General features: G+C 66.6%; 12 protein-coding genes and 1 other RNA gene. 6 read left to right on the top strand and 7 right to left on the bottom strand.

All coding sequences use genetic code 11. The features are described 5' to 3' along the window. The first annotated feature begins 40 nt into the window (after positions 1-40). Positions 41-1,132 carry a Zn-dependent alcohol dehydrogenase gene (locus tag G6N15_RS22210; protein ID WP_163748215.1) on the top strand — a complete coding sequence of 364 codons (1,092 nt, stop codon included), beginning with the start codon at positions 41-43 and terminating at the stop codon, positions 1,130-1,132. Here G6N15_RS22210 and G6N15_RS22205 read toward each other — a convergent pair. The 5 genes from G6N15_RS22205 to G6N15_RS22185 form a co-directional block, all read right to left on the bottom strand. Further along, positions 1,116-1,310: a ferredoxin gene (locus tag G6N15_RS22205; RefSeq protein ID WP_083088419.1), complete on the bottom strand. Its 195-nt coding sequence runs from the start codon at positions 1,308-1,310 to the stop codon at positions 1,116-1,118. The two genes, G6N15_RS22210 and G6N15_RS22205, sit on opposite strands and share 17 nt — an antisense overlap. Beyond that, entirely contained in the window at positions 1,307-2,488 is a 1,182-nt protein-coding gene (locus G6N15_RS22200; protein ID WP_083088420.1) for a cytochrome P450, read from the bottom strand. Before G6N15_RS22200 ends, G6N15_RS22205 begins: the two co-directional genes overlap by 4 nt. 66 nt (positions 2,489-2,554) lie before the next feature. Continuing rightward, the gene (locus G6N15_RS22195) at positions 2,555-3,271 is read right to left on the bottom strand and encodes a 2OG-Fe(II) oxygenase (RefSeq protein ID WP_083088421.1); all 717 of its coding nucleotides are present in this window, start codon (positions 3,269-3,271) and stop codon (positions 2,555-2,557) included. Positions 3,272-3,337: 66 nt separating this feature from the next. Further along, on the bottom strand, positions 3,338-3,712 hold the full coding sequence (locus G6N15_RS22190) for a type II toxin-antitoxin system VapC family toxin (protein WP_179961762.1): 375 nt from the start codon (positions 3,710-3,712) through the stop codon (positions 3,338-3,340). A 23-nt stretch (positions 3,713-3,735) separates the two neighbouring features. Next, positions 3,736-3,954 carry a type II toxin-antitoxin system CcdA family antitoxin gene (locus G6N15_RS22185; protein ID WP_083088422.1) on the bottom strand — a complete coding sequence of 73 codons (219 nt, stop codon included), beginning with the start codon at positions 3,952-3,954 and terminating at the stop codon, positions 3,736-3,738. Positions 3,955-4,075: 121 nt separating this feature from the next. Between G6N15_RS22185 and rnpB the strand changes: the two genes are divergently transcribed. Further along, positions 4,076-4,482, top strand: an RNA gene (gene rnpB, locus G6N15_RS22180) — RNase P RNA component class A. 28 nt (positions 4,483-4,510) lie between these two features. On the opposite strand, the gene G6N15_RS22175 is transcribed toward rnpB, so the two are convergent. Together G6N15_RS22175 and panB are read right to left on the bottom strand one after the other, a co-directional pair. Next, the gene (locus G6N15_RS22175) at positions 4,511-6,025 is read right to left on the bottom strand and encodes a CYTH and CHAD domain-containing protein (RefSeq protein ID WP_083088423.1); all 1,515 of its coding nucleotides are present in this window, start codon (positions 6,023-6,025) and stop codon (positions 4,511-4,513) included. Positions 6,026-6,191: 166 nt separating this feature from the next. Next, entirely contained in the window at positions 6,192-7,037 is an 846-nt protein-coding gene (gene panB / locus G6N15_RS22170; RefSeq protein ID WP_083088424.1) for a 3-methyl-2-oxobutanoate hydroxymethyltransferase, read from the bottom strand. 184 nt (positions 7,038-7,221) lie between these two features. Here panB and G6N15_RS22165 point away from each other — a divergent pair, with 184 nt between their 5' ends. The 4 genes from G6N15_RS22165 to glnA all read left to right on the top strand — a co-directional run bounded on the left by G6N15_RS22165 (position 7,222) and on the right by glnA (position 13,320). Next, a complete protein-coding gene (locus G6N15_RS22165) occupies positions 7,222-8,613 on the top strand; it encodes a WS/DGAT/MGAT family O-acyltransferase (RefSeq protein ID WP_083088425.1) in 1,392 nt (463 codons plus the stop codon). Between the two features lie 53 nt (positions 8,614-8,666). Continuing rightward, the gene (locus tag G6N15_RS22160; RefSeq protein ID WP_139797882.1) at positions 8,667-10,223 is read left to right on the top strand and encodes an alpha/beta hydrolase; all 1,557 of its coding nucleotides are present in this window, start codon (positions 8,667-8,669) and stop codon (positions 10,221-10,223) included. Between the two features lie 156 nt (positions 10,224-10,379). Continuing rightward, positions 10,380-11,930: an alpha/beta hydrolase gene (locus G6N15_RS22155; protein ID WP_139797880.1), complete on the top strand. Its 1,551-nt coding sequence runs from the start codon at positions 10,380-10,382 to the stop codon at positions 11,928-11,930. Positions 11,931-11,979: 49 nt separating this feature from the next. Further along, positions 11,980-13,320, top strand: a complete 1,341-nt coding sequence (gene glnA / locus G6N15_RS22150) for a type I glutamate--ammonia ligase (RefSeq protein WP_083088428.1) — start codon at positions 11,980-11,982, stop codon at positions 13,318-13,320. Positions 13,321-13,334 lie beyond the last annotated feature (14 nt).

Below are 13,334 nucleotides of genomic sequence, written 5' to 3'. Positions count from 1 at the left end.
CATGGTAAGTCACTGTGACGCAGATCTCAGATTGCCGGCGATGAAGGCCGTCGTGCTGCGGGAGGCCGGTCAGCCTTGCGCGGTGGAGGAGCTGACGTTGCGGCCGCTCGGCCGCCGGGAGGTGCGGGTGCGATTGGCGGCCAGCGGGGTCTGCCACACCGATCTGTCGGTGCGCGACGGCGGCATGCCGGCGCTGCTGCCGTGCACGCTGGGACATGAGGGCGCCGGCGTCGTCACCGAGATCGGCGCGGAGGTCACGACGGTGGCCCCAGGTGAGCACGTCGTGCTCACCTGGAATGTGCCGTGCCGGTCCTGCCCGCATTGCCTGCGGGGCGAAGCCCATCTCTGTCCGCAGGGCATCGGGCATGCCTTCGGGGAGCCGTACGCCGAAAGTGCCGCCGGGCCGGTGTGGCCGTCTATGGGTGCCGGAACGCTGGCCGAACACACGCTTGTGCCGGCCGCGGCCGTAGTGCCGATCGATCGGTCGCTGCCGCTGGACCGGGCGGCGTTGCTGGCGTGCGGGGTCACCACCGGAGTCGGTGCGGTGATGCGCAGCGCGGCGGTGCGACCGGGGGAGAGCGTGCTGGTCGTCGGCTGCGGTGGGGTGGGCTTGGCCGCAATCCAAGGTGCGCGGCTGGCCGGTGCGGCGCGGATCATCGCCGCCGACCGGGTGGCGGGGCAGCTGCCGACCGCGGCGGCCAACGGCGCGACCGACACCGTCGACGCGGGCGAGGTCGATGTGGCAAGCGCCGTCCGGGATCTGACCAGCGGTGCGGGGGTCGATCATGCGATCGAAGTGGTGGGCAAGCCGGCCACGATCCGCGCGGCCTATGACGCCACCCGCCGCGGGGGCACGGTCACGATTGTGGGCGCGGCCGACATCGAGGAGACGGTGACGTTCCCGGCGTTGTCGTTGATGGCCGACGGCAAGACGATTCGCGGCAGCGTGTACGGCGCCAGTGATCCGGCGCGCGACATTCCGGCGCTCGTCGAGCTTGCGCTGCGCGGTCGGCTTGACCTCGAGGCGCTGGTGACCCGGCGCATCGGCATCGATGACGTCGAAGCCGCGTTCGCCGACATGGCCGCTGGCCGCGGTGCGCGGAGCGTGGTGTGCTTTAGCGAGACAACGTGATTGCCTGCTCGGGGCAATTCTGTTCGGCGTTGACGGCTTGCTCTTCGAGCGGGCCGGAGACGTCGGCGACGCGCACGATCGAATGCCCGTATTCGTCGGCATCGAACACGTCGGGCGCCAACGTGTAGCACCGCCCATGCCCCGTGCAGAGGTCTGCATCGACACACACGCGAGTCACTTTGCCACCGGAAACCTCAGGGGCAGCGCCTCCACCGACCGCAGCGCGGCGGTGTACTTGAGCTCCGTGCCCGGCGGGATCTCGTAATCCGGTATGCGCCGGTGGAATTCGCGTAATGCCACCCGCAGTTCCATACGGGCCAGATGAGAACCCAGGCAGCGGTGCGGACCCGCTCCGAAGGCACGGTGCCGGTTCGGGTTGCGCCGGAAGTCGACCACGTCGGGGTCGGGGAACTCGGCCGGATCGGTGTTGGCCGCGCCCAGCAGCGGGCTTACCCGCTCGCCCTTGCTGATCGGGCACCCGGCCACCTCGACGTCTTGTAGTGCCACTCGAGCGACTCCGGGGACCGGTGTTTCCCAGCGCAACAGCTCTTCGACCGCGCTGGGCAGGATGTCGGGCTGCTCGAGGAGCAGGTGGCGGTGATCGGGATGGCGCGCCAGGTAGACGAAAAAGCAGTCGAGTGAATCGGTGACGGTGTCCAGCCCTGCGATGAGGAACAGGAAGCAGATGTCCAGTACCTCCTCGCGCGTTAGCGAGTGACCGTCGACCTCCGCAGCGATCAACGCGGACAGGATGTCGTCGCGCGGGTGCGCGATGTGGTCGTCGATGGCGCGTTCGAAGTAGGCGTAGATCTGTTCGGCCACGGGCGCCGCGGCTTTCCCGTGCTGTTCGTAGCCCTGCACGCCTTCGGGGCGGATGACGCCGTCCTTCCACGCCAGGAATTTCTCGAGATCCTCCAGTGGCAAGCCGAGCAGCTGCAGGAACACCGTGCACGGCAGGGGAACCGCGAATTCGGCGTGGAAGTCGCATTCACCTCGATTGGCGAAAGCGTCGATCATCTCGTTGACCAGCTTGGTGACTTCGGGTTCACGCCGGGCCATCTCACGCGGGGTGAACAGCGGATCAAGGATGCGCCGGTATTTCGCGTGCTCGGGTGGATCGATCTGCAGGGGGATGAGCGGCCGCAGGTTGCCTAAATCGACTGCGTCCATGTTCGACGAGAACAGTTCGGTGCGTTTGAGGGCCATCTCGATGTCGGCAAGGCGGGTCAGCACCACCGCCTGTGGTGACCGGAATACCGGGGTCGACTCGCGTAGCGCCTTATACATCGGCTGTGGCTCCGCCAGACCCATCACCGCCTGGTCGACGTAGCCTTCTGCGTTACGTTCTTCGCTCATGGTGTCAAGCCTGACACCAACAGGGCGAATGGGCAACGGTATGAGCAACTGTTGGCCGCTTGTTTTTCAGGCCGCGTCGTGAAAGATCAGCCCCAGGGCATAGCGCTCGCCCGAGCGAACGACCGATAGGCCGTGGCGCACCGGTGCCGCCGACCAGCCGCGAGTTGACCGCACCGGTCGCTCCCGGGTGGTGAACAGATACCCGTGCCCCTGTGGCAACTGGATTGCGGTGCCGCGAGATTGCGCCCGCGGTCGCTGTTCGACGAGGAGGAACTCGCCGCCGGTGTAGTCGGTTTCCGGATCGCTGAGGTTGATCACCACCTGAAGCGGAAACACCAACTCGCCGTAGAGGTCTCGGTGCAGCGCGTTCCAATCGCTGGGCCCGTATTTGAGCAATAGTGCGGTGGGCTTGGTCTGGCCGGCGGCGTGGCAGGTGTCCAGCCATTCTTCGAGAGTGTCCGGCCAGGGGGCGTCTCTGCGCAGCTTGGTCCACCAGTCCCGCGCAATCGGCAGCAGCCGTGGGTACAGAGCGTTCTTCAGGTGCTCGATCGGTTCGGGGTAGGGCTCGCGGAAGTACCGATATTCCCCGGCGCCGTAGCGACGACGCTCCATGTTGATGGTGGCGCGGAACCTGTCGTCTTTTGTGTAGAGCTTGCGAAGCCTCGCCGCCTCAGCTCGGGTCAGGAGGCGGGGGAGCAGCGCGCCGCCGTAGTCGTTGATGTCTGCGGTGACGCCTTCCCAGTCGCCGGAGTCGACGCGCTTGTGCCATCGGGTCGAGGCCATCAGATGGGCACCGTCCTTCGTCGCGCTAGCCGGCCGGCCGCCAACTTACTCGGTAGGCGAGTAGCTCTACGGCAGCCGAGCGCTTTGGTAACTGCCTGCCAGTCGCTGGTCAGTCGTTACCAGCGAGGCCCGGAGCCGCTCGGCGAGTTCGACGTACAGCCCATCCACCAGGCGATGCGTGTCGCGCCGCGCCCATGCACCCTCGATTAGGTCGTGCAGCTGATGCCGCGTGAATGGCGCGCGCCGCAGGGCTTTGAGAAGTTCGGAAACCTCGTCAGCATGCAGGTGTCCGGCGCGACAAAGTCGACCCAGGGCGGAAAGCACTTCTGCGTCGAAATGGGCAGGCACATGAACGGCCTTGTGCCGCAAGAAGTCTCGGATCGCGTTTGCATTGCTCTGGCCGGTGAGCAAATCGACCATCGCTGATGCATCGAGGACCACAGCCTCAGTCGATTTCGTCGGGGTCACCGGCCGAATTCGTCACGCGCGCCGTCGAGAGCGGCGATCACTGCGTCGTGGTCCACGGAGCCGCGAATGGGTGGCAGGCTGTCCAGCCATCCCGAGATCGAGGTACGTTCGAGCTCCCCTGTGATCGCCGCCTGGGTCAGGGCCGACACGTTCAAGCCCCGGGACCGCGCAGCTTCGGCCAGGTCATCCGGTACATATACGTTCAGCCGAGCCATACACACAAATATACACAACGGAAGCGGGTTGAGCGCAGGGGGAAATGCTGGCGCCTCGCCAGCAGTTGAGCATCGCGGCTGGTCCCGACATTGTGCACCGAGTACGGTGGATGAGCGCGGACGAGTTGGCCGGGCGGCCGCGGCTCGCACTGGCCCGACAGGACCAGGCGAGTCGAGGAAAGTCCGGACTTCACAGAGCAGGGTGGTTGCTAACAGCAACCCGGGGCGACCCGCGGGAAAGTGCCACAGAAAACAGACCGCCACCTTCGCGGTGGTAAGGGTGAAACGGTGCGGTAAGAGCGCACCAGCATTCCGGGTGACCGGAATGGCTAGGCAAACCCCACCCGAAGCAAGGCCAAGAAGACCGCACCCGGTGCGGTCGCGCAGGCGCTCGAGGGTTGCTCGCCCGAGCCTGCGGGTAGGCCGCTTGAGGCACCCGGTGACGGTGTGTCCAGATGGATGGTCGCCGCCCCGCCGCCGTTTTTCGGTGGCGGGGAACAGAATCCGGCTTACAGGCCAACTCGCCCGCCTCGCCTGTCGTACTATTGCTGTGCAGTTAGTGGTGTATGTCGCGCACGGCTTTGTCCAGCTTTTGCAATGCCGGCTGCAGCTGCTCGCGGCACTTCTGCGCCAAGTCGGCCTCTTGCTGGTACAGCACCCCGTAGGTAAAGGTGTCTTCGTCGGCGGCGTGCGCGGCGTCGGCCTGACGAATCAGATGCTGCCGGCTGACCACGCTGTCCTGGTGATCGCCGAGCAGCGTCTGCACCGCCTTCGCCTGCTCTGCGACCTTCGTCGCGTTGATCGCCGCCGCGGTGTAGCGAAGCCGCTTGGCTTTCTTGCGGATTCGGTGCAGCGCCTCGTTGCGCTCCGCTTCCTCGGCCTGCTCTGCCGCCTTGGCGGCCTTCCGTATCCGTTTGTGGGCCGCCTCGATAGTCACCGGCGCCTGTTCGGGCGGGGCTGCCGGGGGTCTGGACGCTACCGCTTCCAGCCCATCGAGCAGACGGAAGTAGCGCTGTGAGCGCAATGCGAGCAGCGTTCGATGCAGTCCGGTCTGATAGCGGCGACGAGCCTCGTCGACGAGACGCTCACGCACCCGTCCTCGCACAAGCTCCGGCGGCAGCTGGTCGAGTGCCTGCTGGTACCGCTCGGCCAAGACCTCGGCGTCGCGGGCCACGCCCAGCACACCGGCCAGCTCCCGCAGCTCGTCCAAAATCCACTCGCTGTCGGATAAACCGAACGAGTCCTGCGCGGCCTGCAGCAGGCTGCGGATTTTTCGGGTCGTTACCCGCATCTGATGGACAGCGTCCTCGGTGTCAGCGCGCACGGCGCGGTCCCACACCAGCAGGCTGTCCACCTGCTCGGCCAACGCGCGCTGCACCGGGTCGACGGCGCTGTCCTGGGAGCCGTCCGGCGTCACGCCGAGCACCCGGGCCAGCTTGGATCCATGCCGCGCCGGCACAGCTCCGGCGTCGAGCAGCCGGTTGCCCAGCCGGTCCAGCAGGTCCGCACTCGAGGCATCGGGACTGCGCAGTTCCAATTCCCACTCACGCCACCGCTGCTCCGTGGGCTCCTCGTCGCCGGCGCCGGCCGACCACGCGGTGACCTGGTCGTCGCAGAACTCGGCAAGCACGGCACCGTCGGCGCCGTAGAGCAAGTGCACCTCGCGGGCGGTGGTGATCCGCGCGACCGGCTCCAGCGAACGGTTGCGAACGATGGCACGCACCACGTCGACCAATTCGTCGGGCACATCGCGTGTCACGTGGCCGGCGCCGTCGTTCTCCGCGGTATCCAGCGGGGCGCGCACTTCAGTGCGGGCATCCGGACCGGCGGGCAGCTTCAGGTGCCAACCCTCGTCGGACCCGCCGGCGCGCCGGCGCAAGGTGACCCCTTTGGCGGCCAGATCGCGGCCGGGAGTGTCGAAGTACACCGCGTCCAGCACTTGCGTCGGCGACTTCTCCACCCGCGTGACCGCTGCGATGCCGTCGAACGACGGCGACACCGTCGACTCGACAACGTCGAACTTGCGTTCCACTTCCGTGTAGCGCGACGTTGCCGGGGCTTTGACGGCCATGTTCGCCTCCGAGGTGCTGCGCCGCGGTCTAAGAGGGTTTCACTGCTGAGCGTGCCATATCGCGGTGCGCACGCGCGAGCAGACGCAAAAGCACCCTAAACGGCGGGCAGTCGGGTGATTTTGCGTCTGGTGACCGGGCAGGGCCCGGCGAACACGGCTGTAGGAATCAGAAGCTGTGCTCGTCGGCGGGGAAGGCGCCGCTGGCCACCTCGTGGGCGTATTGAATTGCAGCCCTGCGCAATTCGCCCGCAACATCACCGAAGTGCTTGACGAAGCGTGCGGTCTTGCCGCTGGTGAGCCCGGCCATGTCCTGCCAGACCAGCACTTGGGCGTCGCAGTTCGGACCGGCCCCGATCCCGATGGTCGGGATGGTCAGCTTGCCCGTGATCTGGGTGGCCAGTTCCGCCGGAACCATCTCCATTACGACGGAAAAGGCGCCGGCCTCGGCGACGGCGATCGCGTCTGCGATGGTCTGCTCGGCGGCATCCCCGCGGCCTTGCACCCGAAAGCCGCCCAGGCTGTTGACACTTTGCGGGGTGAATCCGATGTGCGCCATCACCGGGATGCCTGCTGCTGTCAGGGCGGTGATCTGTTCGGCGACCCGCTCGCCGCCTTCCAGCTTGACCGCGTGCGCGCCGCCCTCCTTCATGAACCGGGTCGCCGCCGCCAGCGCTGCGGCGGGTCCGGCCTCATAGCTTCCGAACGGCAGGTCGGCGACGACGAGCGCGTGCGGTGCGCCGCGCACCACACCGCGAACCAGCGGGATGAGCTCGTCGATGGAGATCGGCACCGTCGTGTCGTAGCCGTAGACGACGTTGGCGGCCGAATCACCGACCAGCAGCACCGGAATGCCGGCGTCGTCGAAGATCCGCGCGGTGGAGTAGTCGTAGGCGGTCAACATGGCCCACTTGTGGCCGTCGGCCTTCATCTTCTGCAGATGATGGACGCGCGTCTTGGTTCGCGGCGTGCCGGTGGCGGCCGAAGTCCCCCCATAAACAGTGTGCTCAGACATCGTTGTCCTCGAGAGTTGGTCGGTTCGATCCTCGTGGCCTCGTCGGGTCCCCGGGTTCGTTGGACAGTCCCAGTCTGCCATCTGCGCCAACGGCTACCCATAGCAGGTCCAGTGGACTTTGTCACACCGCCGGTCGTTGAGCGATTCGGATGCCGCGGCTGCACCGCGGACATACCATCGCTCAATGCAACGGCTCAGCGGACTCGACGCCAGCTTCCTCTACCTGGAAACGCCCTCACAGCCGCTGCACGTCTGCTCGATTCTCGACTTGGACACCTCGACGATGCCGGGCGGCTACACCTTCGACCGGTTCCGCGACAACTTGTCGCTGCGGATGAAGGCGATGCCGCAGTTTCGGGAAAAGCTGGCCAACAGCCCGCTGAACCTCGACCATCCGGTTTGGGTGGACGACAAGAACTTCGACGTCGATCGCCACCTTCACCGCATCGGGTTGCCACCGCCGGGCGGCCGGGCTGAATTGTCCGAAATCTGCGGGCATATCGCATCATTGCCGCTGGACCGCAGCCGGCCGCTGTGGGAGACATGGGTCATCGAGGGTGTCGCCGGCACCAATCCACAACGAGACGGCCGGCTGGCGGTCATGACCAAGGTCCACCACGCCAGCGTGGACGGTGTCACCGGCGCCGACCTGATGTCGCAGCTGTGCACCACCGAAGCCGACGCACCGCCGCCCGACCCGGTCGACGGCGTCGGCGACGCCAACCAGCTCGAGATCGCGCTGACCGGCCTGACCCGGTTCGCAAGGCGCCCACTGCATTTGGCGAGCGTGCTGCCGAACACCGTATCTTCTGTGGTGGAAACACTGGCGCGGGCACGCATCGGCCAGGCCATGGCGCGGCCCTTCGCGGCGCCGCGCACCGCGTTCAACGCCACCATCACCGGCAGGCGCAACATCGCCTATGCGCAGCTGGATCTCGACGACATCAAGACCGTCAAGAACCACTTCAACGTCAAGGTCAACGACGTGGTGATGGCGCTGGTTTCCGGGGTGCTGCGGGAATTCCTGCTCGACCGCGGCGAGCTGCCCGACTCGTCGTTGGTCGCCATGGTGCCCATTTCGGTGCACGGCAAGTCGGACCGCCCTGGCCGCAACCAAGTTTCGGGCATGTTCTCCCGCCTGGAGACCCAGATCGCGGATCCCGCAGAACGCCTGAAGTCCATTGCGGAGGCCAATTCCGTTGCCAAGCAACATAGTTCGGCGATCAGTGCTTCGCTACTGCAGGACTGGTCGCAGTTCGCGGCGCCGGCGGTGTTCGGTCTGGCGATGCGGGCATACGCCAGAAGCCGGCTGACCCAGAGCCGGCCGGTGCATAACTTGGTGATCTCGAATGTGCCGGGGCCGCAGATGCCGCTGTACTTCCTCGGGTGTGAAGTCAAGGCGATGTACCCGCTGGGACCGGTGTTCCATGGCTCAGGTCTCAACATCACCGTGATGTCGCTGAACGGCAAGCTCGACGTCGGAATCACGTCGTGTCCGGATCTACTGCCGGATTTGTGGAACCTGGCCGACGACTTCGCGGTGGGGATGGAAGAGCTGCTACTGGCGACTCGTTAGCCGCCACGGCGCGCAGGCTAGCCCGAGCGTGCGGACGTCGCATGGCAGCATGGTTGGTCATGGGCCTGCCTCGTTGCGACAAGATCGCGCGCACCACGCTGATCGTGATCATCGCGACCGTGCTGGTCGCAGGCTGCACGCGGATGGTTACCGGGCGGGCCGTGCAGGCCGGGCCGAAGATCGGGCAGCCGCTGCAGTGGGGGCAGTGCCATTTTCGCGGCGGCAGCTCGGTGAAGGTTCCGCCGGGCGCCCAGTGCGGAAAGATCGCGGTACCGGTCGACTACCGCCACCTCGACGGCGCCTCCGCGACCCTGGCGATGATGCGATTCCCGGCCACCGGTGACAAGATCGGCTCGCTGATCATCAACCCCGGCGGCCCCGGGGAGTCGGGCATCGAAGCCGCCGTCGGCGTGGTGCAGGCGCTGCCGCCGCGGGTCCGCGAGCGGTTCGACCTGGTCGGTTTCGATCCCCGCGGGGTGGCGTCGTCGCGGCCCGCGATCTGGTGCAACTCCGACGCCGACAACGACCGGCTGCGCGCCGAGCCGCAAGTCGACTACAGCCCCGCGGGTGTGGCGCACATCGAGGGCGAGACCAAGGATTTCGTCCAGCGCTGTGTGGACAAGATGGGCAAGGAATTCCTGGCGAACGCCGGAACCGTCAACGTCGCACGCGATTTGGACGCTGTTCGCAAAGCCGTCGGCGACGACAAGCTCACCTACCTGGGGTACTCGTATGGAACCCGGATCGGCTCGGCCTACGCCGAGGCCTACCCGAAGAACGTCCGGGCGATGATCCTCGACGGCGCCGTCGACCCGAACGCCGATCCCATCGAGCAAGATCTGCGCCAGGCCAAGGGATTTCAGGATGCGTTCAACGACTTCGCCGCCGACTGTGCGAAAACGCCGACCTGTCCGCTGGGCACCGATCCCGCCAAATCGGTTGACGTCTACCACAGCTTGGTCGATCCGCTGGTCGACCCGGCCAACCCGATGGTCAGCAGGCCAGCGCGCACGTCCGATCCGCGCGGGCTGAGCTACAGCGACGCGATCGTCGGCACGATCATGGCGCTGTACACGCCGACCCTGTGGCGCCATCTGACCGACGGCTTGACCGAGCTGGCCGACCATCGGGGCGACACGTTGCTGGCCCTGGCCGACATGTACATGCGCCGCGACGCACACGGCCACTACACCAACGCCAACGATGCCCGCGTCGCGATCAACTGTGTCGATCAGCCCCCGGTCAAGGACCGGGCCAAGGTCATCGACGAGGACCGCCGGTCCCGCGAGATCGCGCCGTTCATGAGCTACGGCAAGTTCACCGGCGACGCGCCGTTGACCGCCTGTGCATTCTGGCCGGTGCCCCCAACCACCAAGCCGCACGTCATCTCCGCGCCCGGGCTGGGGCCGACGATGGTGGTGTCGACGACCCATGATCCGGCCACCCCGTACCAGGCGGGAGTGGACCTGGCCAAACAACTCGGCGGCGCGCTGCTCACCTTCGACGGAACCCAGCACACCGTCGTCTTTCAAGGCAACCATTGCGTCGACGACTACGCCACGGCATATCTGGTGAACGGCACTGTGCCACCGTCCGGCGCGAAGTGCTGAGCCCGGCGACGATGCAGGGGGAACCCCAGCTTGCTAGGGGACGTGTAGCGCGATGAGGAGGAGCCGGGCCGTTGACATGAGCCCGAGCTCCTGCTGCCGATACGTGATCAACGTGTGATCATTTGGCCGCCACGGCGACCGGCGCACCATGCGACGATGACAGCCATGGGGCGCATGAGACAGCTTGGCTCAGCGCTGCTTTCATTCGGGCTGGTGGCGGCCGTCGCCGGGGGATCGCCGGCCCGGGCTACCCCGGAATCCGGCGCCGGCCCGGCCCCGGGTTCCGCGGTGCCGCAGCCGCCTGCTTTGCAGTGGGGCAGCTGCGCACCGTTCGTCGACGACACCAGTGACATCCCCAGCGCCCGCTGCACCACGGTGGCAGTGCCCGTCGACTACGACAATCCGGGTACCGCCCACGCTTCGCTCGCGGTGATCCGGATTCCGGCGACTGGTCAGCGGCTCGGCTCGCTGCTGGTCAATCCGGGTGGGCCCGGGGCGTCGGCGGTCGATGCGGTCGCCAGCATGGGCGCGGCGTTGGCCGGCAGCCCGATCAACGAGCATTTCGACTTGGTCGGATTCGACCCGAGGGGCGTCGGCCATTCGACACCGGAGGTGCGCTGCCGCAGCGACGCCGAGTTCGACGACTACCGGCGCGACCCGATGGTCGACTACAGCCAGGCCGGAGTGGCGCACATCGAGAAGGTCTATCAGCAGCTGGCCCAGCGCTGCGTCGACCGGATGGGCCCGACGTTCCTGAAGAACATCGGCACCGCCTCCGTCGCACGGGATATGGATGCGGTTCGCCAGGCGCTCGGCGACCAACAAATCAACTACCTCGGCTTCAGCTACGGCACCCAGTTGGGCACCGCCTACCTCGACCAGTTCGGCGACCACGTGCGCGCTATGGTGCTCGACGGCGCCATCGATCCCAGCGTCGGGCCCGTCCAGCAGAACATCGACCAGATGGCCGGCTTCCAGGTCGCGTTCAACGACTACGCCGCCGACTGCGCACGCTCCACCGACTGTCCGCTGGGCACCGACCCCGCCCAGTGGGTCAACCGCTATCACGCGTTGGTCGACCCACTGGCCGACAAGCCCGCCAAGACGTCGGACCCCCGCGGGCTGGGTTACGCCGACGCGACCACCGGGACCATCAACGCGCTCTACACCCCGCAGTACTGGAAGTACCTCACCAGCGGCTTGTTAGGCCTGCAACGGGGTAGCGACCCCGCGGATCTGTTGCGTCTGGCCGACGACTACGACGGTCGCGACGCCCAGGGCCACTACGACAACGGGCAGGACGCATTTAACGCGGTGCGCTGCGTTGACGCGCCGGCGCCTAGCGACTCGGCGTCCTGGGTGGCCGCCGACCGGCAGATCCGCCAAGCCGCGCCGTTTTTGAGCTACGGGCAGTTCACCGGTTTTGCGCCCCGCGATTTGTGCGCATTGTGGCCGGTGCCGGCGACCTCGGCACCGCACCGGGCCGCACCGGCAACGCCTGGCAAGGTCGTCGTCGTCTCCACTACGCACGACCCCGCCACCCCGTATAAGGCCGGTGTCGACCTGGCGCGTCAACTCGGGGCTCCCTTGATCACCTACGACGGAACGCAGCACACCGCGGTGTTCAACGGCGACAAATGTGTCGATACGGCGGTCGTTCGCTACTTCGTTGAGAAGGTGTCACCGCCGGGTAACTTGCGCTGTTAGCCCGGCAGCCGTAACACAGAATTAACAGCTACTGCATACTGTTCGGGATATGGATCGGCAAAAGGAATTCGTGCTTCGCACGCTGGAGGAGCGGGACATCCGTTTCGTCCGGCTGTGGTTTACCGATGTGCTCGGATTCCTCAAGTCGGTGGCGATCGCGCCCGCTGAACTCGAAGGCGCCTTCGAGGAAGGGATCGGCTTCGACGGATCCTCCATCGAGGGCTTCGCGCGGGTCTCCGAATCCGACACCGTCGCGCACCCCGACCCGTCGACCTTCCAGATCCTGCCTTGGACCACCACCTCCGGCCATCACCACTCGGCGCGCATGTTCTGCGACATCAAGATGCCGGACGGCTCACCGTCGTGGGCCGACCCGCGGCATGTGCTGCGCCGGCAGCTCGGCAAAGCCAACGACCTCGGGTTCTCCTGCTACGTGCATCCCGAGATCGAGTTTTTCTTGCTGCAGCCCGGTCCCGACGACGGGTCGCCGCCCGTTCCGGCTGACAACGCCGGCTACTTCGACCAGGCGGTGCATGACTCGGCGTCGAACTTTCGCCGGCGGGCGATCGAGGCGCTGGAATCGATGGGAATCTCGGTGGAATTCACCCACCACGAAGGTGCCCCCGGCCAGCAGGAGATCGACCTGCGCTACGCCGACGCGCTGTCGATGGCCGACAACGTGATGACCTTCCGCTACCTCATCAAGGAAGTCGCGCTGGGAGAGGGCGTGCGGGCGACGTTCATGCCCAAGCCGTTTGGGCAGTACCCCGGCTCGGCGATGCACACCCACATGAGCTTGTTCGAGGGCGAAGTCAACGCCTTCCACAGTCCCGACGACCCGCTGCAGCTCTCCGATGTGGCCAAGTCCTTCATCGCCGGCATCCTCGAGCACGCCTGCGAGATCAGCGCCGTCACCAACCAGTGGGTGAACTCCTACAAGCGGCTGGTGCACGGCGGCGAGGCACCGACCGCCGCATCGTGGGGTGCGGCCAACCGCTCGGCGCTGGTCCGGGTCCCGATGTACAGCCCACGCAAGACCTCGTCGCGGCGCATCGAGGTGCGCAGCCCCGACTCGGCGTGCAACCCCTACCTGACGTTCGCGGTGCTGCTCGCGGCCGGGTTGCGCGGTGTGGAAAAGCACTACGCGCTGGGTCCGCAGGCCGAGGACAACGTGTGGGATCTGACCCCCGAAGAGCGCCGCGCGATGGGCTACCGCGAGTTGCCGTCCAGCCTCGACAGTGCGCTGCAGCAAATGGAGAATTCCGAGCTCGTCGCAGAAGCCTTGGGAGAGCACGTGTTCGACTTCTTCCTGCGCAACAAGCGCTCGGAGTGGGCGAACTACCGCAGCCACGTCACCCCTTACGAGCTCAAGACTTACTTGTCGCTGTAGCTCCTGACCGCCCT

Source organism: Mycobacterium noviomagense (assembly GCF_010731635.1).
Lineage (GTDB): Bacteria > Actinomycetota > Actinomycetes > Mycobacteriales > Mycobacteriaceae > Mycobacterium > Mycobacterium noviomagense.
Note: the sequence above shows the minus strand (reverse complement) of the source record. Positions and strands in the feature narration are given on the sequence as shown.

Coding starts and splice junctions, on each gene's coding strand:
- panB (WP_083088424.1), bottom strand. CDS start 7,037: ATGTCTGAGCACACTGTTTATGGGGGGACTTCGGCCGCCACCGGCACG.
- G6N15_RS22210 (WP_163748215.1), top strand. CDS start 41: ATGAAGGCCGTCGTGCTGCGGGAGGCCGGTCAGCCTTGCGCGGTGGAG.
- glnA (WP_083088428.1), top strand. CDS start 11,980: ATGGATCGGCAAAAGGAATTCGTGCTTCGCACGCTGGAGGAGCGGGAC.
- G6N15_RS22175 (WP_083088423.1), bottom strand. CDS start 6,025: ATGGCCGTCAAAGCCCCGGCAACGTCGCGCTACACGGAAGTGGAACGC.
- G6N15_RS22195 (WP_083088421.1), bottom strand. CDS start 3,271: ATGGCCTCGACCCGATGGCACAAGCGCGTCGACTCCGGCGACTGGGAA.
- G6N15_RS22165 (WP_083088425.1), top strand. CDS start 7,222: ATGCAACGGCTCAGCGGACTCGACGCCAGCTTCCTCTACCTGGAAACG.
- G6N15_RS22185 (WP_083088422.1), bottom strand. CDS start 3,954: ATGGCTCGGCTGAACGTATATGTACCGGATGACCTGGCCGAAGCTGCG.
- G6N15_RS22200 (WP_083088420.1), bottom strand. CDS start 2,488: ATGAGCGAAGAACGTAACGCAGAAGGCTACGTCGACCAGGCGGTGATG.
- G6N15_RS22155 (WP_139797880.1), top strand. CDS start 10,380: ATGACAGCCATGGGGCGCATGAGACAGCTTGGCTCAGCGCTGCTTTCA.